Source organism: Paenibacillus crassostreae (genome assembly GCF_001857945.1).
GTDB lineage: Bacteria > Bacillota > Bacilli > Paenibacillales > Paenibacillaceae > Paenibacillus_AQ > Paenibacillus_AQ crassostreae.
This window is the reverse complement of sequence record NZ_CP017770.1, coordinates 606,798-630,872: the sequence shown is the minus strand read 5'-3', so window position 1 is coordinate 630,872 and position 24,075 is coordinate 606,798. Positions and strand designations below refer to the sequence as shown.

21 protein-coding genes are annotated in these 24,075 nt (G+C 39.4%); 18 read left to right on the top strand and 3 right to left on the bottom strand.

All coding sequences use genetic code 11. The annotated features are described in order from the left end of the window. The first annotated feature begins 122 nt into the window (after positions 1–122). The 16 genes from purT to LPB68_RS02930 all read left to right on the top strand — a co-directional run bounded on the left by purT (position 123) and on the right by LPB68_RS02930 (position 20,625). Positions 123–1,310: a formate-dependent phosphoribosylglycinamide formyltransferase gene (gene purT / locus LPB68_RS03005; RefSeq protein WP_068658679.1), complete on the top strand. Its 1,188-nt coding sequence runs from the start codon at positions 123–125 to the stop codon at positions 1,308–1,310. Further along, positions 1,303–1,758 carry a GNAT family N-acetyltransferase gene (locus LPB68_RS03000; protein WP_232510213.1) on the top strand — a complete coding sequence of 152 codons (456 nt, stop codon included), beginning with the start codon at positions 1,303–1,305 and terminating at the stop codon, positions 1,756–1,758. The genes purT and LPB68_RS03000 overlap by 8 nt, the downstream gene beginning before the upstream one ends. Positions 1,759–1,975: 217 nt before the next feature. Beyond that, the gene (locus tag LPB68_RS02995; RefSeq protein WP_068658009.1) at positions 1,976–3,667 is read left to right on the top strand and encodes a response regulator; all 1,692 of its coding nucleotides are present in this window, start codon (positions 1,976–1,978) and stop codon (positions 3,665–3,667) included. After that, positions 3,657–5,438: a histidine kinase gene (locus LPB68_RS02990; RefSeq protein WP_332455176.1), complete on the top strand. Its 1,782-nt coding sequence runs from the start codon at positions 3,657–3,659 to the stop codon at positions 5,436–5,438. Before LPB68_RS02995 ends, LPB68_RS02990 begins: the two co-directional genes overlap by 11 nt. After that, positions 5,435–6,412 carry a substrate-binding domain-containing protein gene (locus LPB68_RS02985; RefSeq protein WP_068658011.1) on the top strand — a complete coding sequence of 326 codons (978 nt, stop codon included), beginning with the start codon at positions 5,435–5,437 and terminating at the stop codon, positions 6,410–6,412. Before LPB68_RS02990 ends, LPB68_RS02985 begins: the two co-directional genes overlap by 4 nt. Before the next feature lie 143 nt (positions 6,413–6,555). Beyond that, complete coding sequence (locus tag LPB68_RS02980) at positions 6,556–7,572, top strand: galactose ABC transporter substrate-binding protein (RefSeq protein WP_418303828.1); 1,017 nt, start codon at positions 6,556–6,558, stop codon at positions 7,570–7,572. Between the two features lie 133 nt (positions 7,573–7,705). After that, the gene (locus LPB68_RS02975; protein WP_068658683.1) at positions 7,706–9,217 is read left to right on the top strand and encodes a sugar ABC transporter ATP-binding protein; all 1,512 of its coding nucleotides are present in this window, start codon (positions 7,706–7,708) and stop codon (positions 9,215–9,217) included. Positions 9,218–9,241: 24 nt separating this feature from the next. Then, positions 9,242–10,249 carry a galactose/methyl galactoside ABC transporter permease MglC gene (gene mglC, locus LPB68_RS02970; RefSeq protein WP_068658014.1) on the top strand — a complete coding sequence of 336 codons (1,008 nt, stop codon included), beginning with the start codon at positions 9,242–9,244 and terminating at the stop codon, positions 10,247–10,249. Between the two features lie 245 nt (positions 10,250–10,494). Beyond that, positions 10,495–11,259 carry a CAP domain-containing protein gene (locus LPB68_RS02965; RefSeq protein WP_068658016.1) on the top strand — a complete coding sequence of 255 codons (765 nt, stop codon included), beginning with the start codon at positions 10,495–10,497 and terminating at the stop codon, positions 11,257–11,259. A gap of 203 nt (positions 11,260–11,462) precedes the next feature. Then, positions 11,463–12,284, top strand: coding sequence for a GDSL-type esterase/lipase family protein (locus LPB68_RS02960; RefSeq protein ID WP_068658018.1), 822 nt, complete (start codon positions 11,463–11,465; stop codon positions 12,282–12,284). Between the two features lie 24 nt (positions 12,285–12,308). Next, a complete protein-coding gene (locus tag LPB68_RS02955; RefSeq protein WP_099458681.1) occupies positions 12,309–13,292 on the top strand; it encodes an ABC transporter ATP-binding protein in 984 nt (327 codons plus the stop codon). After that, positions 13,285–14,274 carry an ABC transporter permease gene (locus tag LPB68_RS02950; protein ID WP_068658020.1) on the top strand — a complete coding sequence of 330 codons (990 nt, stop codon included), beginning with the start codon at positions 13,285–13,287 and terminating at the stop codon, positions 14,272–14,274. Before LPB68_RS02955 ends, LPB68_RS02950 begins: the two co-directional genes overlap by 8 nt. Positions 14,275–14,350: 76 nt before the next feature. Continuing rightward, complete coding sequence (gene parE, locus LPB68_RS02945; protein WP_068658022.1) at positions 14,351–16,333, top strand: DNA topoisomerase IV subunit B; 1,983 nt, start codon at positions 14,351–14,353, stop codon at positions 16,331–16,333. An 11-nt stretch (positions 16,334–16,344) separates the two neighbouring features. Continuing rightward, a complete protein-coding gene (gene parC / locus LPB68_RS02940) occupies positions 16,345–18,777 on the top strand; it encodes a DNA topoisomerase IV subunit A (RefSeq protein WP_068658025.1) in 2,433 nt (810 codons plus the stop codon). A gap of 147 nt (positions 18,778–18,924) precedes the next feature. Further along, on the top strand, positions 18,925–19,338 hold the full coding sequence (locus LPB68_RS02935) for a MarR family winged helix-turn-helix transcriptional regulator (RefSeq protein WP_068658686.1): 414 nt from the start codon (positions 18,925–18,927) through the stop codon (positions 19,336–19,338). A gap of 66 nt (positions 19,339–19,404) precedes the next feature. Continuing rightward, a complete protein-coding gene (locus tag LPB68_RS02930; protein WP_068658027.1) occupies positions 19,405–20,625 on the top strand; it encodes an MFS transporter in 1,221 nt (406 codons plus the stop codon). Between the two features lie 100 nt (positions 20,626–20,725). On the opposite strand, the gene LPB68_RS02925 is transcribed toward LPB68_RS02930, so the two are convergent. Further along, positions 20,726–20,947 carry a hypothetical protein gene (locus LPB68_RS02925; RefSeq protein ID WP_068658028.1) on the bottom strand — a complete coding sequence of 74 codons (222 nt, stop codon included), beginning with the start codon at positions 20,945–20,947 and terminating at the stop codon, positions 20,726–20,728. A 315-nt stretch (positions 20,948–21,262) separates the two neighbouring features. Here LPB68_RS02925 and LPB68_RS02920 point away from each other — a divergent pair, with 315 nt between their 5' ends. After that, the gene (locus tag LPB68_RS02920) at positions 21,263–21,457 is read left to right on the top strand and encodes a hypothetical protein (protein ID WP_068658030.1); all 195 of its coding nucleotides are present in this window, start codon (positions 21,263–21,265) and stop codon (positions 21,455–21,457) included. Positions 21,458–21,553: 96 nt separating this feature from the next. Then, positions 21,554–22,270, top strand: a complete 717-nt coding sequence (locus LPB68_RS02915; RefSeq protein ID WP_068658032.1) for a hypothetical protein — start codon at positions 21,554–21,556, stop codon at positions 22,268–22,270. An 81-nt stretch (positions 22,271–22,351) separates the two neighbouring features. Here the strand turns inward: LPB68_RS02915 and LPB68_RS02910 are convergent, their stop codons facing one another. Continuing rightward, positions 22,352–23,065, bottom strand: a complete 714-nt coding sequence (locus LPB68_RS02910) for an RluA family pseudouridine synthase (RefSeq protein WP_068658034.1) — start codon at positions 23,063–23,065, stop codon at positions 22,352–22,354. A gap of 4 nt (positions 23,066–23,069) precedes the next feature. Continuing rightward, positions 23,070–23,933, bottom strand: a complete 864-nt coding sequence (locus LPB68_RS02905; RefSeq protein ID WP_068658035.1) for a class I SAM-dependent methyltransferase — start codon at positions 23,931–23,933, stop codon at positions 23,070–23,072. Between the last annotated feature and the right edge of the window lie 142 nt (positions 23,934–24,075).

The window sequence follows — 24,075 nt, the reverse complement described above, 5'->3', positions numbered from 1 at the left end:
GTTTTCGTGAGAATGTCACAATTTTATGTAAGAATTTGCTGAAAAATAGTGGAGTGCTCTTGCAATCTGCTTGCGAATCCCCGAGAATAGATATGAAAGATCTATGGGGGGGATGGCAAGTGGTGTGGGGTGCTCCTTTTTCTGCGAATTCCAGAAAAATGTTGCTGCTGGGCAGTGGAGAATTAGGAAAAGAAGTGGTTCTTGAAGCTCAACGTTTGGGAATTGAGACCATTGCCGTGGACCGCTATAAAGATGCTCCTGCAATGCAGGTAGCCCACAGGTCGCATGTGATTGATATGCTTGATGGAGAAGCATTGAAAAGGATTATAAGACTAGAACAACCAGATGTAATCGTTCCAGAGATTGAAGCTATTGCAACCCATGCACTACTAGAGCTCGAGAATGAAGGATTTCATGTGGTTCCAACTGCGCGTGCTGCTCGACTTACGATGGATCGCGAAGGGATTCGTCGTCTGGCATCAGAGACTCTTCATTTACCAACGGCTGGTTATCGCTTTGCGGATAATCTGGATGAACTGAAAGCAGCTGTTATGGAATTAGGCACACCATGTGTGGTGAAACCTATTATGAGTTCATCGGGGAAAGGTCAGAGTGTTTGCCGTACCCCAGATGATGTAGAATCATGTTGGACTACAGCTTTAGAAGGTGGACGAGCTAAAAACACACGGGTAATTATTGAGTCTTTTGTTGATTTTGAGAGTGAAATTACGCTTCTTACTGTACGTTCTGTATCGGGAACGCTGTTCTGCCCACCAATCGGCCATATACAGAGAGATGGCGATTATGTGGAGTCTTGGCAACCCCATCAGATGAGTGAAGCACAATTGAAACAATCACAAGTTGTTGCAAAAGCAATAACGGATGAATTGGGAGGATACGGCATTTTCGGAGTGGAATTATTCTTAACTTCAGATGGCGTCCTCTTTAGTGAGGTCTCACCACGTCCTCATGATACCGGTATGGTAACCATGGTGACTCAAGATTTATCAGAGTTTGCATTACACGTAAGAGCTATTCTGGGATTACCAATCGAACAGGTACAACTTCTATCAACTGGTGCATCTGCAACATTGAAATCTTCAGGTTATAGTTCTAATTATGTTGTAAGTGGAGTTGCTCAAGCACTCTCACTACCTCGTACTCAAGTTAGGATTTTCGGTAAAGGGGAAGCGAAGCCAGGAAGAAGAATGGCTGTTGCTTTGAGTACAGCTGATCATATTGACATTGCACGAGCAAATGCGAAGCATGCTGCCAGTCTTTTGAAAGTGGAGGTATTTGACCATGAATAGTAGTCTTTCTACGCCAACGTTGTGTATACGTAATTTTAAATGGGATGATTTGGAACGCCTTACTGCATTAATGAGAGAATTGAATTACCCTACAACATTAGCGGTGATGAAAGAACGGATGGAAGAAATGGAATCCAGTCCTTTGCATTGTACCCTGATTGCTGAAGTCAATGACAAAGTTGTGGGTGAAATAAGCCTTCGCAATGTTGTAAGTTATGCTAATGCTGAACCATCAACACAAATCACCTCGATTGTGGTAGATAAAGATTACCATGGCCAAGGTATTGGTAAGAGATTAGTTCGTAACGCAGAAGAATGGAGTAAGAGTAATGGGAGCAAACTTCTATTTCTTAAGAGTGGAAATCGCGTAGAACGCGCTCCTGCACGATCATTTTATAAACACATTGGTTTTACTAATGTTGGGTACCTTTTTAGTAAATCATTGTAGACAGATCGTTATATAAGAATGGTTACTATATTAGAGTGGGTGGTCCAAGTCATGTCTATGGCTTTGAGGATACTCACTTTTTTTCTATATTAGAATGTGAAAATGATGGTTTACACCGACATAGGATTTGATATACAATACCTGCATCTGATCGAAAGTTAATTATTTTCACTTACTTATGTAACCGTTTTCAAATTATTAGCGAGGAATGATTGAGATGTATAAGCTTATTCTAGTAGATGACGAAGAAGACGTAAGAGAAGGATTGCTTGATGAAATATCATGGGAAGAGCATGGTTTCGAAGTGCTGGATAAGGCGGAGAATGGTCGAGAAGCGATAGAATTGATTGAGAGATATCATCCTGATGTTGTCGTAACAGATATTCAAATGCCTTTTATGAATGGATTGGAGCTTGCGGAGTGGATCAGAATAAATGTTCCGAATACGAAAATTATTATATTAACCGGATTTGATGAATTTGAATACGCTCAAAAGGCGATTAAGATGCAGATTGATGAATATGTCCTAAAACCCTTTTCAGCCCAAGAATTAGTGGATGTATTGTTGAAAGTGAAAGGTATTCTGGATGAAGAATTGGCTGATCAAGCTAACTTACATAATTTGCTCCAACATTACCGTAAAAGTCTTCCGATTATGAAAGGAAAATTTCTATCTTCTCTTGTAACTAGACGACTGTCAATTGAAGAAATCAATGAAAAAAGCGTAAGTTACGAGCTTAACTTAAAAGCTTCATTATATATGGTATCTATCGTACGAGTGGATTATTTCAATGCTGAACTTCAACAGATGGTACATCCACCTATGCAATTGACATCACAAGAATCTTTAAAAGATACCAAAGATCGTCAATTACAATTATTCGCAGTATTTAATATTGCCAATGAGATCTGTCTCAAGCACAAGATCGGTGAAGTGTTTCTACATCATGATGATGTTGTTCTATTAATGATGATGGATGATCAGGATTTACATCCACAGAAGGAACTTCCAGAAATACTACAAATACTAGATGAAGTAAGACAGAATGTTGAGAAATATTTAAAGCTAACGGTAACTATTGGTGCTGGAACCATAACAAATAATCTTGAAAATATAAATTTTTCATATCATGATGCATTACAGGCTTTGGATTACCGTTTATTGTTGGGAAATAATCGCGTGATATGGATCGATGATGTGGAATCTAGAGCCGAACAATATAAACTTGAGCCCCTTCAATATGATGAATTGAATCAACAAATGTTAATTCGCTCGATCAAGGTGGGGACTGCGCAGGAAGTAAGACATATGGTAGAGACGCTTTTTGCGGGACAGGAGATGCTTCATCTCTCGGTTAAGGATTGTCATGTATATGTACTGGAGATTTTGACGTCTATTATGAAGATCGCTAAGGAGTTTCGGATGGAGTTAGATGAGTTGCTGGCATCGAAAGATTATTTCGCTGAGTTTACGAAGTTTAATAACTTGGATGAAGTCGAATGTTGGATTGCGGGTATTTGTGTGAAACTGATGAACCATATTTCTAAGGGAAGACAATCAAGCTACAACCAACTCGTAAATGACGCCAAAGCGTATATTGCTATTCATTATCAAGAGAATGATATCTCCATTAATACGGTTTGTAAGCATCTACATATTAGTACGGGATATTTCAGTGGTATTTTTAAGAAAGAAGTAAAAATGACATTTGTGAATTACTTAATGCATTTACGTATGGAGCAAGCGAAGGACTTATTACGTTCTAGTCAGTTGCGTACTTTTGAAATAGCCGAGCAGGTAGGATTTATCGATCCTAATTATTTCAGTTTTTGTTTTCGAAAGAGGTTTGGCATCTCTCCTAAAGAATACCGGAATAATATAGGAGAGGCGGTAACGAGTGAAGACTAAATCGAAAGTGCCACTATCGTTTAATTGGAGGAGTATACAGGTCATTATTACGATATCATTTACAATGATAACGATCATCGTAGTTCTTCTAGTTAGTCTTCTTCTCTATAATAAATTCGCCAAATCAGCGGAAGATAATGCATTTTTGAACATACAACAGATTATTGATCAAGTGAATTCACACTTGGAATTGTATATTAAAGGAACTCAGGATATCTATGAAGTGGTTGAACAACAGATTGACCAAACGGATCAGATTTCGGATTCTTTGTTGAAAGAACAATTGAAGATTCTGCTTCGTACGCGTGAAGATCTGGTCAGTGTAGCCTTATTTACACCCGAAGGTAATATGGTACTTGATGTCCCAAATGCAGTCATGCGTAAAAACACGCAATTAACGGAGCAAAGCTGGTTCCAAAGTGCACTTAAAGAGTCGGAGGAAATATCATTCTCGCAACCACATATTCAGAACTTATATAAAGGTCAGTATAAATGGGTTGTGTCCCTAAGTAAGATGATTACCTATAAATCTGATGGGGTTATTAAGAAGGGGATTTTGCTGGTCGATGTTAACTTTCGGACGATAGATGAACTCAGTAGTAAAGTTACTCTAGGTAAAAAAGGTTACGCATATATTATCGATTCGGCTGGAAATATCATCTATCATCCACAACAGCAGTTAATTTATGCTGGGCTAAAATATGAGAATATAGAACCTGTATTTGAATATGCATACGGAAGTTACTTAGATACATCTACACCTGAGCAACGTTATATTACCGTGAGAACAGCGAAACCGATCGATTGGAAAATTGTTGGCGTGGCCTATCCAGATGAAATTGTCACTACTAAGAGTGATCTTCAAGTCTTTATTTTCTGGTTTTTATCCCTTGTTATTATTGTCGTCTTGGTGGTCTCGATCTTTGTATCTGCTAAGATATCCCAGCCCATTCGTAGGCTAGAGAAAGCCGTCAAATTGGTTGGACAAGGTGACTTCAATACACCTATAGATGTGAAAGGTGCTTATGAAGTTGAGCAGTTATCCAAAAGATTTAACTTTATGTTAAGGCGTATTCGTCAATTGATGGGACAGATTATTCATGAACAGGAAGCTAAGCGCAAGAGTGAGTTAGATGTACTTCAAGCACAGATTAACCCACATTTTCTATACAACACATTGAATTCTGTGATTCGGCTGGTTGAGCGAGGGAAGAACGAAGATGTTGTAACAGCCATCACCTCTTTATCTAAGTTCTTTCGGATTAGTCTTAGCAAGGGGAAGAATGTGATTACGGTTGAGGAAGAACTAGAGCATGTTCGTAATTATCTGATTATTCAAAAAATAAGATATAAGAGTAAGTTCAATTATACGATGGAAGTTCAAAAAGAAGCTTTAACTTGCACTACATTGAAGCTAATCGTTCAGCCCATTGTTGAAAACGCAATTTATCATGGGATTGAACTCATGCCTGATGAAGGAAGTATACGAATTGCAGTTAAGCTTGAGGATGAGAAGATCATGATTTCGGTTACGGATAATGGACTAGGAATGACTACACAAGTGATGGAACAGCTATTAACCATTGGCGTGAAGAATTCAAATGGTTCTGGTGTTGGTGTGAAAAATGTACATGAACGTATCCAACTTTATTATGGTAAAGGTTATGGTTTAACTTTTCAGAGTGAATTAGAAGAAGGAACAACAGTCACGATTACGATACCTGTCATGAAGAATGGGATGGATGTTGCAGTAGAAGGAGGGGCTCTATGAATAGAATCCTAAAAAGAATGATGTTACTTATGGCACTTTTGTCATTAGTATTAGTTTCTTGTGCAGAAGTTCCTTCAAGTTTACGTAAGACAGATTCCGATCGTAAAGTGAGTATGATCGTGAAGATGAATAGTGGTTCATTCTGGAACACTGTAAAGATGGGGGCAGAAGTGGCTGCTAAAGAGTACAATGTTGAGCTTACATTTACGGGTCCCGACAGTGAGAATGACATCGAAGGACAAATAACATTGGTGGAAGATGCTATCCAGAATAAGGCGGACGCTATTATTTTATCTGCTAGCGATTATATGAGATTGGCACAAGTAACAGATACAGCCTCTCATCATAAAATACCCGTTATTTCTATGGATACAGAGGTTGCATCCGCACGGGTGAAGAGTTTCGTAGGTACCAATAATTATGAAGCAGGACAAAAAGCAGCAGAGAGATTAATAGAATTGATTGGTGGACGTGGTCAAGTGGGCCTTGTCAGTTTTGTTGAGGGAGCTCGTAATGCGAATGAAAGAGCATCAGGAATGTTGGATTATCTTGCTCGATTCCCGAATATCGACGTGGTAGATCTCGTCTATTGTGGTTCTGATGTGCAGCTTGCCGCGGAATTAACGCATGATATGCTAATCCAATATCCTGATTTAAGTGGCATTATTGCATTAAATGAAGTTGCGGGTATCGGAGTTTCCCAAGAAATTCAGAGACTTTCATTAGGTGGAGAGGTAAAGATTATTACTTTTGATAGTCCCCCAGAAGTGATTGAAATGATTCAAGAAGGGATTGTTCAGGCAACGGTTATTCAGAATCCATTCAGTAATGGATATTTGGCTGTTAAACATGCGGTAGATGCGATCGAGGGGATCCAAGTCCCTGAACGAGATGATACGGGCTCTAAATTGGTTGATCTTGATAATATGCTCTGGCCAGAAAACCAGAAACAATTGTTTCCATTTGTGAAGTGAAAGAACGTATGAGAATTTTTATATAAAGCATGAGGATTCTATATTTGGATATTCGTTCATTTGTATGATAATGAAAACGTAACCAAGAGGATAACAGTAATATAAGAAAAGTAATTGGGAGGTCAAATTAAATGAAAAAAGGGATTAAAAAGATTACACCCGTCTTGCTTGCAGGTGCGTTACTCGGTTCTGTTGTGGCTGGGTGCTCGAATGCCGAAGAAGGTGGAAAGTTGCCTCAGATCGGTGTTGCGATTTACAAGTTTGATGATACCTTCATGACAGGTGTTCGGAACTCTATTAAAAGTAATGCAGAAGGCAAGGCATCTGTAGAGATTGTAGATAGCCAGAATTCCCAACCTACTCAGAATGACAAAATTGACCTATTTATTACTAAGAAAACAAAAGCACTTTTGATTAATCCCGTAGATCGTACTGCAGCTGGTGTCATCATTGATAAAGCAAAAACTGCTGAAATCCCTGTTGTATTCCTTAACCGCGAACCTCTTCCGGAAGATATGAAGAAATGGGATAAAGTCTACTATGTAGGCGCAAAGGCTGAAGAATCAGGAACCATGTCAGGTGAACTCATTGTAGATTACTGGAAAGCACATCCAGAAGCGGACAAGAACAAAGATGGTGTTCTACAATATGTCATGCTAAAAGGCGAACCCGGCCATCAAGATGCTGAGTTACGTACGCAATATTCTATTGAAGCGATTGAAGCAGCCGGAATCAAAGTAGAAAAAGTTGCTGAAGACACAGCTATGTGGGATCGCGTAAAAGGTCAAGAAAAGATGGCTGCATTCTTAGGAGCCAACGGAGATAAGATCGAAGCTGTCCTTGCGAATAACGATGATATGGCTTTAGGAGCTATTGAAGCTTTAAAAGCAGCTGGTTATTTCAAAGGCGATAAATATATGCCAGTAGTAGGTGTTGATGCAACGGCACCTGCAACCGAAGCATTACAAGATGGAACGATGCTTGGAACAGTCCTCAATGATGCTAACAATCAAGGTAAAGCTTCACTCATGCTAGCTACATTGTTAGCTGATGGTGAGACACCTACGAATGATAATGTTGGATTCGAGATTACTGATAATCAATATGTGTGGATTAAATATAAGAAAATTACAAAAGACAACGTTGACGAAGCGAAATAAGAGATATCTACAGGGGAGCGGGATGGTTCACGATCATCCTGCTCTCTTAGATTCTCAAGAAAATAACATCATACAAAAGCGATGTACCTTGTTAGAGGTAACACATATGTGTGGGCAGGAGGAAGCGAAAATCATGGCTGAACATGAGTATTTGCTGGAAATGAGAGAAATTACAAAGGAATTTCCTGGAGTAAAAGCGTTGGATGGCGTTACACTTCAAGTTCGTCCTGGAACGGTTCATGCCCTTATGGGTGAGAATGGTGCAGGGAAATCAACGTTAATGAAATGTCTTTACGGTATTTATGAGTCAGATGCTGGTCAAATTTTTTTGGATGGCGAACAAGTATTTATTCATAATTCAAAAGACGCTCTAAATCAGGGTGTTTCAATGATTCATCAAGAACTACATCCGATTCCGTTTCGCAACGTGATGGAGAATATTTGGTTAGGACGGTTTCCGACAAAGGGATTCGGTCCCATCCAGTTTATTGATCACAAGAAGATGTATCAGGACACGGAAGCCCTATTTAAGGAACTTGATATTGACTTGAAACCTGACACTATTGTGGGCAAGTTGTCCGTTTCTAAAATTCAATCTATTGAAATCGCAAAAGCTGTCTCTTTCCATTCGAGGGTTATCGTGATGGATGAACCCACATCCTCGCTGACAAGCGTTGAAGTAGAACATTTATTCCGAATTATCCGGGACTTGAAGAAGCGGGGAGTAGCCATTATTTATATATCGCACAAAATGGAAGAGATTCTTCAAATCTCTGACGATGTTACGATCATGCGTGATGGTAACAAAATAGGTACATGGCCTGCAGCAGAACTAACGACAGATACGATCATATCGAAGATGGTAGGGCGTGACCTTACCAATCGGTTTCCTCCAAGAGATAATATTCCTGGTGATGTGATCATGAAAGTGAAAGAATTGACTTCGACGTCGTTGAAATCATTTAATAATATTTCATTTGATCTTCGTAAAGGAGAAATTCTAGGAATAGGTGGCTTGGTAGGTGCCCAGCGTACGGAGCTAATTGAGGCATTATTTGGACTACGTGAAATTGCTTCCGGCACCATTTCTTTAAATGGTAAGGAGGTCAAAATCCGCTCGGCTGAAGATGCTAAACGTGTGGGGATGGCATTACTTACAGAAGAACGACGTGCGACTGGCATTTTCTCAGTATTATCCGTCCATGAGAATGGAGCTATTGCTAATATGGATCGGTATCAGAAACCGTATCTGTTACTCGATGAGAAACGTAAGAAGAAAGAAGTCGATCAAATGGTCGAGAAACTACGTACAAAGACACCAACTACTCGCACACTTATGATGAATTTATCTGGTGGTAACCAGCAGAAGGTTCTATTGGCCAGATGGCTACTGACGGAGCCGGAAATATTGTTATTAGATGAACCAACACGTGGTATTGATGTTGGAGCAAAATATGAGATATATACCATAATTGCTGACTTAGCGAAACAAGGGAAAAGCATCATTATGATCTCTTCTGAGATGCCTGAACTGCTTGGGATGTCTGATCGGATTATGGTAATGTCCGAAGGCCGTCTAACCGGAATCGTTGAAGGAAATGTTGCCACGCAAGAACAAATTATGACTCTGGCCGCTCAGCACTAAGGCATTATCGAAGGGAGATTATTTATGAATACAAAAAGATTACAGGGTTTTGCTTCTCAGTATGCCATCTATATTGTCTTAGTGGTATTAATCATCGGAATCACAGCGTACAATCCAGCATTTCTATCTATTAATTCATTACGAGATGTATTGATACAATCATCCACACGTACGATTATTGCGCTGGGTGTGGCATTTATTCTCATTACAGCAGGAACGGATTTATCTGCAGGTCGAATCGTTGGTTTCACCGCAGTTATTGCGGCATCGATGTTACAGAAGGCAGAGTATGCAGCTCGTTTCTTCCCAGACCTTCCACAAATGAACTATATTATTCCTATTGTTATCGCCATTTTTGCTGGTCTCTTATGTGGACTTGTGAATGGTATTATAGTAGCTAAGCTCAATGTTCCGCCATTTATAGCAACATTGGGAACGATGGTTGCTGTGTATGGGGTTAACTCTCTATACTTCGATATGGAACCGAATAATTCTCAACCCATTGGTGGTCTTCGCCTTGACTTTACGAATCTGGGAACAGGTGCCATTGGTGAAGGAAAGTATTCTTTACCTTATATAGTATTGATCGCTATCTTTGTAGCATTCGTTGTCTGGGTCATCTTCAATAAAACGAAGCTAGGAAAAAATATGTATGCTATTGGTGGTAATATCCAAGCTGCGAAGGTATCTGGTATTAATGTGGCTAAATACTTAATCTATATTTATGCGATTGCTGGTGCCCTATATGGACTAGCAGGTGTACTAGAAGCTGCAAGAACAGGTGGAGCTACGAACAACTACGGAAATATGTACGAACTAGATGCGATTGCCGCATGTGTAGTTGGTGGAGTATCTACAACTGGTGGTATAGGAACAGTTCCTGGAGTTGTTGTCGGTGTACTCATCTTTACGATCATAAACTATGGTTTAACATTTATTGGGATCAGCCCATACTGGCAACTGATTATAAAGGGTCTCATTATCGTTGCTGCTGTTGCCTTTGATATGCGAAAATATGCAGCTAAGAAATAAGAATTAGGATTTTAGAAGATTAACCAAATAGAAGAGAAAATACCTTGTACAAACGCAGTGAAAATCTGTAGTTTGTATGAGGTTTTTCTGGTGTTTGTTTTTATAGAGTCAGTATTACCAATATTTGTGGGCTCCAAAATGAAATCTAGCATGTTACAATATGTTTGTTGGTGATGACAATTTTGTAACTATTTCGTCATACTTTTGCTAGAATAACAAAAACGATTTAAAGGAGATGTAATTTAATGAAGAAATCTATCATAAAAGTAATGATGACTGGAACTTTAGCTGCTGTATTAGCTGTAGGGATTGCACTGCCAGGAACTGCATCGGCTGCTTCGAATCAGATAAATAACAATACGGATTTAAAAACATATCTTGAGAATTGGATTAAGAATAATAGTGGATCTTGGTCATGGACAACAGTAAGTAAGAAAACTACTATTACAACACCAAAGACAGAAACACCAAAGACAGAAACACCAAAGACAGAAACACCAAAGACAGAAACACCAAAGACAGAAACACCAAAGACAGAAACACCAAAGACAGAAACACCAGCAGATAATAAGACGACAACTACGAATACTAACACAAACAATACAAACAACACAACGAACAACACAACAACGAATGTTACTTCAAGTTTTACTTCTCAAGTTGTTAATCTAGTAAATCAAGAACGTAGTAAAGCAGGATTGCAACCATTGACTAGCAATACGGAACTCGCGAATATGGCTCTTGATAAAGCTAAAGATATGAATAATAATAACTATTTTGCTCATCAATCACCTACGTATGGGTCACCTTTTGACATGATGAAAAAATATGGTATCTCATATCGTTATGCAGGTGAGAATATAGCTAAAGGTCAAAAGACACCTGCTGCTGTGATGGAAGCTTGGATGAATAGTGAAGGCCATCGCGCAAATATATTGAATGCTAACTTTACAACTATCGGAGTGGGTTATTACAACGGATATTGGGTGCAAGAATTTATTAGTAAATAATATGGAATAATTATATAGAACGAATAATGGCTGGCTATCCGCTTTTTGGATTAGTCAGCTTTTTTAAATTGAAGCAAGGAAAGATCATGATTCTACATTATTTGCAAATTAATATTAGAAGTCTTAATGTAATTATAGATGGCCATTAGGTGATAATTATTTATACATACCGTTATTTATACTTATAGTAGGAGGCATGGGAATTGAATTCTTCAAAATGGATCTGGCGTTATGTGAGTGTGATCTCAATGTTGGCAACAATCGTACTGTTCATTGGTTTTATATATGCTGTTAAAGATATAAATTGGCCCAAGGCCAGTGTGGAGGTAGTACCTTCATCACAGGAGCTAGGCGAGGGAGTCGAGGAATCCATGGCTGATAAGCAGGAATATAAAATATCTGGGCTTGGTGATTCACTCGCGAAGGGAACAGGTGATGATACTGGTAGTGGTTTTGTGAAAAGAAGTGTTGAAATGCTATCCAAAAGAACTGGAAAAACAGCATCGCTACTTAACAATCTAGGCATAAATGGCCTGACAACTTCCGGTTTAGTGACGAGGCTTGATGAAGCGGGTGTGCAATACGTACTGAAACAATCCGATATTATTATACTTTCGATCGGTGCAAATGACCTTTTTCGTGGGGCAAAGTTATTATCAGCAGATGAATCAACACAAGAGATAACTGCAGAGAGACTTCGAAATGTACTTCCACCAGCATCAGAACAGCTACAAATCGCTTTAGATAAATTGAGAGAAATTAATCCTAAGGCATATATCATTTATGTTGGATTATATAACCCTTTTGGAGATCTACAAGAAATATCATCCGTGGGGAATGAAGTTGTAACGACCTGGAACAATATAGTACTAACTACGATGAATCGAGATGAAAGAATGACCTTAGTTCCGACATATGATATCTTTGTGAATAATTTAGATCGCTATCTAACTTCGGACCATTTCCATCCCAATGCCGATGGATATCAACAGATTGCTGAACGGATCGTTCAAGGGATTCAGTAAATAGACATAGAGAGGAATGTACATATGGACCGGATGAAGGACACCGTTGTTGAGGGTAACATTGTGCTTTCCGTTGATCATATCAGTAAACGAATTGGTAAGAAACGGATCATAGAAGATATATCTTTTAACGTCATTGAAGGTGAAATATTCGGATTCCTTGGCCCTAATGGAGCGGGTAAGACAACTACTATACGAATGTTAGTTGATTTAATTAAACCTAGTAGTGGAACTATAAAAGTGTATGGGTACGATGTGAATCGTGATCAAGAAAATGCACTACAATACGTAGGATCCATCGTTGAGAATCCCGAAGTCTATACATATTTAACCGGTTGGGAGAACTTAGAACATTTTGCGCGAATGCAGCCAGGTGTGGATGATATGAGGATTCAAGAGGTTGTAGATATTGTACGATTAGATCAACGAATTCATGATAAAGTACGTACATATTCACTTGGAATGCGTCAGAGATTAGGTATAGCTCAAGCGCTATTGGGTCGTCCAAAGTTGCTTATTCTAGATGAACCAACCAATGGGTTAGATCCTAAAGGAATCAAAGAATTACGCTTGTTTATAAGGCAACTGGCATCAGAAGGGATGGCAGTATTCGTATCTAGCCATTTATTGAGTGAAATACAATTATTGTGTGATCGTGTGGCGATCATTAGTCATGGCAGTGTGCTTGCTCTAGGTCATGTGGATGAACTCGTATCTAGGAATGTTGGTTATGTCATATGGGATATGGAACCAATGCTGGAAGGTAAGAACATACTATCAGCTAATGGTGGTATTAAAGTAATTGAATCTGTGGATGAAGTGCTTGATGATTCCATTATAGCTGGCATGTCTGTTAATGCCGTTGTAACGCAGAATGAAGAGAATCTCATTCCGACAATCGTAGCTCAATTGATTCAGGCAGGTATCGCTGTGAAGGGTGTGAATCGAATAAATCCAACGCTAGAACAACTATTTCTGCAAATGACTGAAGGTGAGAACATTGAGTAGCATACGCCCATTAATAAAAAATGAATGCATCAAAATGATTAAACGTAAGCGATTCTATATCATTCTGCTGATCTTATTCATATTGGTTCCAATGTTTACATATGCGCAAATGCGTTCCGCAGAACAAACTAGAGATAAGTTCAACGGTGATTGGAAGTTAGAAATCCAACAACAGATTACCGATAATCAGAACTCACTTGGAAGTGGTCGAATCCCAGATGAATGGAAAAAATATCGTATTATATTCATTCAACAACTTCAGTATTATTTAGACCATGATGTAAATCCTAATGATCCTAATGGGGTTAGTTTTACGCGTGAATTTATGGATAATTCAATTTCTTTATTCATCCCTTTACTAATTATGGCCATTGCATCAGATATTGTATCAGGTGAGAGAACGACAGGTACAATCAAAATGTTATTGACTAGACCCGTAAAAAGGTGGAAAGTACTTCTCAGTAAGCTAATTACGATGCTCATGTTCGTTTCACTGATCGTATTAAGCACTTTTGTTATTAGTTACATTATTTCAGGTGCCTTTTTTGGATATAAAGGATTTAATATTCCAGTATTCACAGGGTTTCAATTGGTTGGTTCAGATGTTGATATATCTGCTGTACATGCAGTACCTCAGTGGAAGTATCTTTTAATGCAAGCTGGATTAGTGTGGTTCGTCGGGGTGATCGTCGCCTTACTAGCTTTCATGGTGTCTGTCTTAGTTAAAAGCACAGCGGCAAGTATTGTTGTTATGATGGCAGCGATTATTGCAGGTTCTATTCTGACCAATATGGCTTCAGCTTGGACAAGCGCTAAATATTTATTTATGGTAAACTTACAGCTTACGAATTATTTATCAGGAACACCTGCTCCCATCGGAGGAATGAATCTTAATTTTTCGTTGATTGTATTGGGGTTATGGGCATTTATCTCGGTAATTGTTTCATTCACCGTCTTTACGAAACGGGACATCTTGAATTAAAATGGACAAGGATACCAAAACATCTGTTTGCATCGGATGAATATCCTACATAAAGATTTACAAAGGAGGAGCATGAATGGTCGAGCAGATCGATTTGTTTGCAGAGTCATCCAATAAAGGCGAAAAAGGTCATGTTGGATACGATGTTGACGACATTCAAGTGCTCGAAGGTCTGGTAGCAGTTCGCAAAAGACCAGGAATGTATATTGGTAGTACGAGTAATTCGGGGCTTCATCACCTATTATGGGAAATTGTAGATAATGCGGTGGATGAACATCTAGCCAAATACTGCACAAGAATAGAAATTACATTACACAAAGACGGGTCCGTAACCGTTCAAGATAATGGTCGCGGAATTCCAACAGGAATGCATAAAACAGGTATACCAACACCACAGGTCGTATTCACGATACTCCATGCCGGAGGGAAATTCGGCGGATCAGGATATAAGAAGTCAGGTGGTCTTCATGGGGTTGGGGCTTCAGTAACAAATGCTCTATCGGAATGGCTCGAAGTCGAAATTTATCGCGATGGAAAAATACATCGTCAACGTTTCGAATATTGGATCGATGATCAGGGCAGAGAACATGTAGGTGAACCTTCTACGGGTCTTGAAATGTTTGGAAACACCAATAAGACGGGAACCAAAGTTACATTTAAACCAGATAGTCGTGTCTTTTCAGCTGGAATTCATCTTAACTATGATACATTATCAGAACGCGTGATGGAACTTGCTTTTCTAAATTCGGGGCTTCGAATTGTCCTCAAGGATGTTCGAGCGGATAAAGAAGATGAATTCTTCTATGAGGGTGGTGCTAGCCAGTTCGTTGAGTATTTGAACGAGGGTAAGGATGTTCTCCATGATGTGATTCACTTCAGCGCTGAGAAAGATGATGTTGAGGTTGAGGTAGCCCTTCAGTATAATGCCGGGTATACAGAGACATTGGCCTCCTTCGTTAACTCCATTCCTACTCGAGGTGGAGGTACGCATGAGACTGGATTTAAAACAGCCTATACGCGTGTGATGAATGATTATGCTAGAAAAACTAGCCTTCTCAAAGAAAAGGATAAAAACTTGGAAGGTTCTGATTTACGTGAGGGTATGATGGCTGTTATTAGTGTCAAAATGTCCGATGTAGAATTTGTGGGTCAAACCAAAGATCAATTGGGAAGCGCCTCTGCTCGTAGTATGGTAGATGCCATCGTTTCTGAGAATATGCAAATCTTCCTAGAGGAGAATCCACAGATCGCCCAAACATTAATCAAGAAATCGATTCAAGCCTCGAAAGCGCGTGAAGCTGCTCGTAAAGCACGTGATGATATGCGCACAGGTAAGAAGCGTAGCGAGAGTTCTAATCTTAATGGAAAGTTAACTCCTGCACAGTCGAAAGACGTTACACGAACAGAGCTTTTCATTGTGGAAGGTGATTCCGCGGGTGGGTCAGCTAAACAGGGTCGAGACTCTAAAATTCAAGCCATACTTCCGTTAAAGGGAAAACCATTGAATCCGGAGAAGGCTAAGCTCGCAGATGTTCTTAAGAATGAGGAGTATCGAGCCATTGTATCAGCGATTGGAGCTGGTATTGGTCCTGATTTTGTAGTGGAGGATAGCAATTATTCTAAAATCATTATTATGACTGATGCGGATACGGATGGAGCACATATTCAAGTATTGCTTCTGACGTTCTTTTACCGTTATATGAAACCTCTTATTGATGCAGGACGTGTCTTTATCGCTCAACCGCCATTGTACAAGATTACTCGTAAATCAGGGAAACTCGAAACGATGCGTTATGCATGGAGTGATGAAGAGTTAGCGAATTATCTGAAGGAATTCGGGGATAAATTCGAATTACAGCGTTATAAAGGACTTGGGGAAATGAATCCTGAGCAATTGTGGGAGACGACGATGAATCCTGAGATGCGGACATTACTCAAAGTTCAGATTGTAGATGCTACCAAAGCAGAACGAAGAGTTTCAACGTTGATGGGAGACAAAGTTGATCCACGTAAGCGTTGGATTGTAGACAATGTTGACTTTACAGATGTTGAGGAATAGAAGGTGAATGTATGAGCTTATCAGAAGAATATCTACCGGTCTATTTAGAAGAGGTTGTAGGAGATCGTTTCGGCCGGTACTCTAAATATATTATTCAAGATCGTGCCATTCCTGACGTTCGGGATGGATTGAAGCCAGTACAACGTCGGATACTTTATTCGATGTACGATTCAGGGAATATGCCTGACAAACCTTATCGTAAATCGGCCAAAGCAGTCGGTGATGTGATGGGAAATTACCATCCTCACGGAGACTCATCAATATATGATGGGATGGTCCGTATGGCTCAGCCTTGGAAGATGGGGCATACACTTATAGATGGACACGGTAACTGGGGATCTATTGACGATGACCCAGCAGCTGCCATGCGTTATACGGAAGCAAGATTATCTCCCATCGCATTAGAGTTACTGCGTGACATCGAAAAAGGAACGGTATTATTTAAAGATAATTTCGATAACACAACACAAGAGCCTACCGTGTTACCTTCAAGATATCCGAACCTACTCGTCAATGGAGCTAGTGGAATCTCTGCAGGTTTCGCAACGGAAATTCCACCGCATAATTTGCGTGAAGTCATTGATGCGTGTATTGCTGTTATGCAGAAACCTGAGATTGAACTTGAAGAATTGATGACCTTCATCAAAGGACCTGATTTTCCACTTGGTGGAACGATTATGGGTGGAGAAGGCATCATGGATGCTTATCGTACCGGTAAAGGTCGTATTTATTTAAGATCGAAAACAGAAATTGAATTTATGCGCGGTGGCAAGCAACAGATTGTTATTACGGAGATTCCTTTTCAGGTAGTTAAATCACGCCTAGTTACAGCTATGGAGAATATCCGCTTAGAGAAAAAGGTAGAGGGTATTGCTGAAGTGCGCGATGAAAGCGGACGTGAAGGGTTGCGTATTGTTGTCGAATTAAAGAAAGAAGCCGATGCACAAGGAATTTTGAATTATTTATTGAAAAAAACAGACCTTCAAGTAACGTATAACTTTAATATGGTTGCGATTGTTAACAAAGCCCCTCACCAATTAGGATTAAAACCGATTCTGAAAGCTTATATTGATCATCAACGTGAAGTCGTTATGCGTAGAACTAAATATGATCTTAACAAAGCAGAGGATCGCTTGCATGTCCTAGAAGGGCTAGTGAAGGCACTTAACATCCTTGATGAGGTTATTGCAGCGATTAAGGCTTCCAAGAACCGACAGGATGCTCAGAACAACTTACAGTGGATGTTTGGGTTCACCGAACGTCAGGCAGATGCCATTCTAATTTTACAATTATATCGCATTACGAATCTAGAGATCACGACTTTAACGAAAGAAATGAACGAGATTGAGAAGAAGGTTGAAAATCTACGGGCCATTATTGAAAGTGATAAGAAGTTGCTCGCATTGATTCGTAAAGAATTAATGGATATAAGAGATAAGTATGGAATAGATCGTCGTTCTGTTATTCAGGGTGAAGTAGAAGAGATTAAAGTGAATCTCGAAGTTCTCGTAAGTGCAGAAGATGTTATCGTGACCCTTTCAAAAGACGGATATATCAAGCGTACGGGAATGCAATCTTTCACGCGTTCAGGTGGGGATCGAGAAAGTTCTGGTGTGAAAGATGGCGATTACCTAAGACAAGTGATGGAGCTTAATACACTTGATAATTTGTTAGTCTTTACGCAAAAAGGTCAATACTTCATGCTACCGGTTCACCAAATCCCTGAATTTAAATGGAAAGATGCAGGTACCGCGATTGTTAATGTCATACATTTGTCTAAAGAGGATGAGATCGTAGGCGTTATTCCTGCTACAACGTTAGATGATCCAGGTAAAAGCGTTGTATTTGTTACGAAAAAAGGACAAGTGAAACGTACAGAATTGAAAGAATACATGACCACTCGTTCAGGTGCAATTGCTGCTTGTAAAGTTGGAGATGAAGATGAAATCATCTCTGTGACACTGAGTGATAGTACAAAGGATATTCTCCTAGTTAGTAAATTAGGAATGAGTATTCGCTTCAAGGAACAAGAAGTAAACGCGATGGGTCGTGTATCTGGTGGCGTTAAGGGAATTCAGTTACGTGATGGTGACGAGATCATCTCAGCCCTCTGGGTAGAGGAAGATGAAGGTGAGATTCTGACGATTAGTGATATTGGTTATGCTAAACGGTCACTATTAGTCGATTATTTATCACAAAGTCGTGGGGGTAAAGGATTACCAACCTTCGAATTTAAAGAAGGCAAACGTGTGAAACCGAATGGTAGCCATTTAGTAGGGGCTTTCTACTGCAAAGAGCCATTAAGGATTTGTGCGGTCAGTCAAGCTAGTGTATTTACTGAAATTACATCCGATCAGGCACCTATTTCAGATCGTAAATCAATTGGTAAGCATCTAATTCACCTAGAGAAGAATGATCAAATCATTGATATATTTGTGAAATAAAGAGATAATTCAGAAGACATCCCGCTTTTATGTGAGCGGGAATGTTCTATTTTTATATAAAAAATGTGATCTAGGAAGGAATTGGAACATATTTCTCGAAAATGAATGGTATGAATGATGATTTACCAAAGAAAGGTAGGTATACCATTGCAGACTTCTGAATTCGCGAAATTATGGTCCCAGCTCAGCAAAGATTATAAACTGCATATGGAGAGCGAGCTAGCACCTATACTAACAGAACCACAATTAACTGTACTTGAAGTCATAATGGAGCGCGGCACAATGAAACCTTCTGATTTTATCCCCTATTTAGCCACGAGTCCGGCTGCAGTCACGATGCTACTTGATCGGATGGAGAAGAACGATTTATTGACAAGGGAACGTGATAGTAATGACCGACGAATAGTCTGGGTGTCGATCTCTGAGAAGGGAATGCAGGAAGTAGATCGAGGAATGAAAATTCGTGATGAATTTCTGTCCACTGTATTAAATCGTATTTCATCTCATAATCAACAACTACTTATTTATCTTCTAGGTAAGATCACATCAAGGGTTGGTTGATGAATTTAGAATAGAATTTAATTCTTAGGTTACTATTAGTAGAGACAGCTAAAGGGAGTCTTACATATGAATAAATCACAATTATTAAGAAGTCCGAAACACCGCAAATTACTTTTTGGCGTTGGACTTAGTTGGCTATTTGATGCAATGGATGTAGGAATCATATCATTTATCGTTGCAGCACTGAAAGAAGAATGGACTTTGTCTTCAGGACAGGTTGGGTTTCTGACAAGTATAAGCTCCGTAGGGATGGTGCTGGGTGCTGCGTTAGCAGGCATTATGGCAGATCGCTATGGACGTAAAGCAATTCTTCTGTGGACATTATTAATTTTTTCTATTGCAAGTGGGTTATCAGCTTTGGCTACTGGATTTGGGGTTCTATGTTTATTACGCTTCATATCTGGAATTGGGCTTGGTGGAGAACTTCCGGTCGCATCGACTTTGGTATCCGAATCCGTACCTGCTAAAGAGCGTGGACGTGCAGTAGTACTATTAGAAAGTTTTTGGGCAGTAGGATGGATATGTGCTGCACTCATTGCATACTTTATCATTCCTAAATTCGGTTGGCAGGCTGCTTTCGTGATAGGTGCTGTTCCAGCGTTTTATGCATTATATTTACGTCGAGCAATTGAGGATCCTCCACGATTCGTTCAGCAGCAAGGTCAACGTCGTCCTACTTTACGTGAAAAAGTAACAGAAGTGTGGTCTAGTGAACATCGACGTTCAACAATTATGTTATGGATCTTATGGTTTACTGTCGTATTCTCTTATTATGGCATGTTCCTGTGGTTGCCTTCGGTTATGGGCTTAAAAGGGTTTAGTCTTATCAAGAGTTTTGAGTATGTTCTAATTATGACGTTAGCTCAATTACCTGGATATTTCACTGCGGCATATTTAATAGAGAAGTTTGGACGTAAATTTGTGCTCGTTACTTATTTAATCATGACAGCGATTAGTGCAGCCTGGTTCGGATATTCAACATCTGTGGGCATGCTGATCACTTCAGGTATTTTCTTATCCTTCTTCAATCTAGGAGCATGGGGTGGACTATATGCTTATACCCCAGAGTTATATCCTACAAAGGTTCGTACCACTGGAGTTGGAATGGCTACAGCCGTGGGTCGTATAGGTGGTGTGATCGCTCCATTACTTGTGGGTATATTACTTACACGCAATATTGCGATTGATGTTATCTTTATCATGTTCTTTGTGGTTATCCTTATAGGTGCTATGTCTGTATTGTTTCTTGGGAAAGAAACGAAAGGGATTGAACTGCAGGATGAATAGTTAGGTTATAAGGGCAAAATGAAAACCTGTTCATAAATGAACAGGTTGATTTTGTCTTTGATGTATTTACTAGGAGAAGGGAGGTAAAAACTTATAATTATTAGATGAGTTCGTCATCAGCTTCATCTTCAAAAGAATCGTCAGCGTCTTCGTTTTCTACATCCTCTACTTCTTCTACTTCTTCTACTTCTTCTACTTCTTCATCCTCAGCAAGTTCTTCACTAAGTACTTCTTCCGTAGAATCTTCAACTTCCTCAGATACTTCTAGTTCATCTAAGCTAACTACTTCGTCTACAACAACTTCATTTTCTAAATCTCCCATATTGATCCCTCCATTTATACACCTAGTTCACTAAGTGCATACTTAATATATCATCAACTCATAGAAAAGAATGTCATACGATGCGAGAAATGCCTAATAATTTTCAGCTATAATTCGCTATTAAATGATGAACTTTGATTTATTCTTTATACGTTCTTGTTTGGGAACCTGTGAAAGTACATATATATTGTTACATCCTGTAATCTTTCCGCGAAAAGATTTGAGAAGATTATGATAATATATATCTATGGTTGTGAAGGTTATCATAAACAAGGGATACATAGAAGACTAGATCCATGTAAGAAAGGTGATTAGATGCAAACGTTGTTTGATGTTATATTTGAGATGGATGTGCATGATGAATTCGGATGGAATTTTGAGAATATAAAGACAATGAAGCTTAATGGATTAGAGATCTCTCAGAAATTTCTTAATTTTGTTCTGCAAAAGGGTGACTGTGTAGAGATTGAGACCATGGCAGGAAAAGTGCGTACAAAGGTTGTTTCCTAAGACGGGACTAAGAAAACATATTAATTGTCGATGATATAACTTATGTGATGGAATTAGCGTTATATCCTATATCTAATAAGTAAGGAGGCATCATACATGTTCCTGAACAAGATTCGAGATAGGACATTATATGACCGTAATAAGTATGAGCAAGTTCCACTAGTTGGAAATAAGCGCTTTTTATTGTTCTCATTTATATTGATAGCTATAATTATCTTTTTGAGCATTCGCTATCCTGGGCCGTGGATGTTCGTCGAAAGGCTCATTCAGATGATTGGACTTCCTATTCATTCACAGGAAAATGGAATGGGTTTATACTTCACGAACATATTCCTACTAGCTCTCTTGGTAATTGCTATCTTCTTTATGACGAGAGCACTTAACAGATCGAAGTTTGTAGGATTTATCATCATTATCGTACTGATAACTCAAGCGCCGGATTGGTTGACGGTCATCTATCAACGCGTATTCACTACTGGAGTTTATGCTGTAGAACTGAAACAGCCTGTGAATTGCAACTACGATCTTAGGAATGGTAAATTTGATGGTACTTGTCATTTGTTATTAATTAACCATAGTAGTGAGAAGGTTGAAATTACTCCTACAATTACATTTCTGGAGTTCGGACGTGGATCAGAAATAACGTTACCTGTGATTACATTATCCACAATTGACCTTCCACCACGAGCAGAATACTCTCATCTAGGTGAATTTAATATTGAGACGGATATTCGGGGCAATAGTTCAGGAGGTGGGAATGGGGGTATGAGCATTATTTTGAATGATGGGCTTAATAAGCGAGAATGGAAATAGTGGCTGCTACGTCAATAAGAAGAGGATCATCTAAAAGTTAATTTACTTTTGGACGATCCTCTTTATTTTTGTAAAAGCATGCTATAGCTCAACTTGCTCCTGCGGCCACAAATCCCAAGGATATTGTGATGGAGGAGAGGAAACTAATGTTACCTCTTCTTTTGTTACTGGATGAGGAAATCCCACGAAAACTGACCATAAGGCAATTTGTTGTCCTGCTTTATTGAGGTGAACGCCATATTTCTGATCACCGTAGAGCGGATGACCAGCATGGCTGAATTGTACACGGATCTGATGGGATCTACCTGTTAACAGCTCTACCTGTACTAGACTTAATGAATCAGAAGTCCCGATAACTTTATAGTCGAGAATCGCATCTTTAGCGCCCGCAGTTCCCTTCGGAACAACAGATACTGTATTGGTTCGCGAATCCTTTAATAATGTATCCGTTAGTCTTCCTTGTGAAGATTTAAGCGAACCATGGATCACAGCTAAGTACACTTTGCGGAACTTATGACTACGAACAGACTCTGAGAGGCGTGACGCTGCTTTAGATGTCTTAGCGAAGATCATAGCCCCACCAACAGGTCGATCTAGTCTATGAATAAGTCCAACAAATACGTTGCCCGGTTTACTATAACGATCTTTGATATCCTGTTTAAGTATATTAACTAAATCAGGATCACCAGATGCGTCTTCTTGAGTGGGTACGTTCACAGGCTTAACGATTCCAAGCAAATGATTATCCTCATAGAGGATTGGAATATTTGATTCAGAAGTGAGCCCATCTTTCATGGTCTTAAGCCTCCCAACGACCTAGAATACCACAAGGTAACGTCAGACCTGACGCAGAGATAGGCAAACCGATTTCACCAGAAGATATTTTACCAGCATATTTACGAGACACTGTCATTGTTAACATATTACTCAATACTGTAGGTGAAATCCCTGTGGTATACGAATTAATAAGCATAAAGAGAGGGTTGTCCGACATAATCTCCATACAGCTCTCAATAAATGGATATAGGCTTGATTCAAGCTTCCACATTTCTCCGCCGGGTCCACGACCATAAGAAGGAGGGTCCATAATAATAGCATCGTATTTGTTACCACGACGTTGTTCACGTTGAACAAACTTAAATACGTCATCAGTGATGAAGCGAACAGGGCGATCCTGAAGACCGGATAGTTGAATATTATCTTTGGCCCACTGAACCATACCTTTCGCTGCATCAACGTGTACGACTTCAGCACCTGCGTAGGCTGCGGCAACGGTAGCACCACCAGTATAAGCAAATAGATTTAATACTTTAATAGGACGCTTAGCTGCAGTTATTTTATCCATCATCCAGCGCCAGTTCACAGCTTGCTCAGGGAATAGTCCCGTATGTTTGAAATTAGTTGGTTTGATATGGAATTTTAACTTACCATATGAAATGTTCCAACGTTCAGGGATCGCTTTCTTCATATCCCATTGTCCACCACCTGCAGAGCTACGAGAGTAATGACCATGAACATTACGCCATGTATCTGTTTCGTTCTTTAATGGCCATATAATCTGTGGGTCTGGTCTACGCAGAATGACATCGCCCCATCTTTCAAGCTTATCACCATCACCCGTATCTAATAATTCATAATCTTTCCAATCTTGTGCTACATACATCATTAATCCATCCTTCGTTTCAGTCTAATAGTCATTAAGTATATATTGTACATCATTTTTCCTTAATAATGCATCTTAATCAAAGAGAGCTTCGCAATATTCACTTGAAATTCTAGTATTTTACGAGTAGAATGAGGATGTA